Source organism: Candidatus Cloacimonadota bacterium, assembly GCA_011372345.1.
Taxonomy (GTDB): domain Bacteria; phylum Cloacimonadota; class Cloacimonadia; order Cloacimonadales; family TCS61; genus DRTC01.
Map to the genome: position 1 here is coordinate 1 of DRTC01000398.1, position 2,653 is coordinate 2,653.

A 2,653-nucleotide genomic window follows, 5' to 3' on the forward strand; every position below is an offset into this window, starting at 1 on the left:
ATATTTAATGAGGATATCAGGAAAAAGATTTCGGAAATGGAAACTAAATTTGAGATTGAAAAAAAGGAAAAACAAGCTGATATTCTGAAATCAATAAATCTGGAATTAAAGCAGGAAATAGCTGAAAGGAAAAAAGCTGAAAAATCATTACATCAACTAAAACAAGCAATAGAAGCTACTCAAATCGGAATTACGATCTCAGATACGCTGGGAAAAATCATCTATCTTAATCCTGCTATCGCTGAAATGCATGGATATGAAGTTGATGAACTACTTGGGAAACAAACAGGTATTTTCGCAAACCATGAAAATAAAAAACTAATAAATCTTAAATCGGTCAAGAAATGGAAAGGTCTGATCCGAGAAAGAGTTAATACCAGAAAAGATGGCTCAATTTTTCCTGTCTGGCTGATGTCCAAAGTTGTGAAAGATGAGACCGGGGATCCGATTGCTATCGTAACAACTTGTGAAGACATTACAGAGAGAAAGAAAACAGAAGAGCAACTCAAACAGGCGAAAGAAGAATGGGAAAAAACATTCAATTCCCTAAATGATCTGATCTCGATCCAGGATATGGATTTTCATTATATTGCTGTTAATAAAGCGTTTGCACGAACTTATCACAGAAAACCGGAAGATTTTGTCGGGAAAAAATGTTATGAGATCATCCACGGATTTGATTCTCCGCAAAGAAATTGCCCCTACCAGAACACTCTTATTACTCAAAAGATCTCAAATGAAGATTTTTATGATAGATTCAAAGATCAATATTTTAATGTTTCCACATCACCCATTTTTGATGAAAATGGTAAGATGACCAGGATCGTGGAAATCGCATCGAATATAACTCAAAGAAAAAAAAATGAAAAAGAACTGCAATCACACCGGGAACTTCTAACATTGATCAACAAAATTCTCCGTCATGATCTAACCAATAATCTGGCAGTTATCACCAGTGCGATCAGAATGTTCCAGGATACAAAAGATGAAGATTATTTAAACGAGATTTTCTTAAATATCAATAAAGGTGTAAAATTGATCAGGAGAATGAAAGACCTGGAGTTATTTACCTCGAATCATAAAAAATTGAGTATTTATGAAGTTCGCGAACTTATCGATCAACTTACAAGATTATATACCCATATTGAATTCAATGTTTCAGGGTTTTGCCAAGTATTAGCTGATGATGCTCTACCCTCGGTTTTTGATAATATAATTTCAAATGCTGTCATTCACGGGAAAACGAAAAGGATAGATATTATAATTGAAAAAGATGAAAAATTCTGTATCCTGACTATCAGCGATTATGGAATAGGAATTCCGGATAATATCAAAGAAAAAATATTTGATGAAAGTTTTAAATATGGGAAAAGCGGTAAAACAGGATTGGGACTTTACATCGTAAAAAAAACATTCGAAAGATATGGGGGAGAGGTTTATGTTGAGAATAATGAACATCAGGGAACGGTTTTTGTGTTAAAATTGTTAAAAGTATGAGAAAAATAAAATATCAAAAAAATATTCAAATAAAAAAAATCAGTTCTTTGCTCGAAAATTCAAAAAAATATTCTGATACCCCCACCCAAGAAAATCTTGATCAGGCAAAACAGGCATTGGATTTATGCCTGCAAACCAACGATCAAAGAATGACCGCTGAATGTTTTGTTAATCTGGGAAACATTTTTCGACATTTAAGCGATTATCAGCAAGCTTTGGAGATGTACACAAATTCGTTGAAGATCAGAGAAGCATTATCGGATAAGGACAAAATTGCAGATTGTTTGAGTTTGATCGGAATTACTTTATGTAACCTGAATAAATACGATTCTGCTCTTGAAAATTATCAGAGAGCATTAAAAGTTCGGGAGGAATTAAATGATAACAAAAGTGCTGCTTATCTTCTTAATTCGATAGGGATAGTTTATTGGAATTTAAGCAGTTATGAAAAAGCATTGAGTTATTATCAGAAATCCTTGAAATTGCGGGAAAAGATCAAAGATAAAAAAGGAATTGCTTCTACTTTGAATAATATCGGTTTGATTTACCGTAATCTTGGTTTTTATGATAAAACTTCAGAATATTATTTTAAATCCTTGAAGATAAGGGAAGAAATTGGAGTCAAGAAAGATATTTCAGGTTCCTTGAATAATATTGGAATTCTTTATTTGAATTTGAAAAAATATAATCAAGCTTTGCAGTTTTATTTGAATTCCCTGAAGATTAGTGAAGAAATAAACGATAAGATCGGTGTTGCCGGAACAAACAATAATATCGGCTTGGTTTACTGGAATAAAGGGGATCATGACAAAGCGCTGGCACATCATTTCAAAGCTCTTGAATTGTATGAAGAACTTAATGAGAAAAGTGGTATTGCCAAAACTTTGAACAACATCGGAAATGATTATAACAGATCAAATCAAAATACAAAAGCTCTGGAATTCTATATGAAAGCTTTGAAGATAAAGGAAACCATCGGTGATAAAAGAGGAATAGCAAGCACTCTCAGTAATGGTGCCAGACTTTATCTGAATTTGGGAAAACTAAAGCAGGCTCGAGAGTTTCTAAAAAGGGGATTGGAAATAGCAAAAAAGATCAAAGCAAAAGACCTTTTAAGGGAGATCTACCAGGTTTTTTCAGAATTATATGAAATCAA

The 2,653-nt window shown here is 32.9% G+C and carries 2 protein-coding genes; both read left to right on the forward strand.

Annotated features, from left to right (window positions below):
• The first annotated feature begins 36 nt into the window (after window positions 1-36).
• Window positions 37-1,497: a PAS domain-containing sensor histidine kinase gene (locus ENL20_07805; GenBank protein ID HHE38465.1), complete on the forward strand. Its 1,461-nt coding sequence runs from the start codon at window positions 37-39 to the stop codon at window positions 1,495-1,497.
• Window positions 1,494-2,653 (forward strand): tetratricopeptide repeat protein (locus ENL20_07810; GenBank protein HHE38466.1); only part of this gene is annotated, 1,160 nt, incomplete at its 3' end. The genes ENL20_07805 and ENL20_07810, both read left to right, overlap by 4 nt.

Bases quoted from the DNA above. Each gene is read 5' to 3' on its own strand.
- ENL20_07805 (HHE38465.1), top strand. From the start codon at position 37: ATGGAAACTAAATTTGAGATTGAAAAAAAGGAAAAACAAGCTGATATT.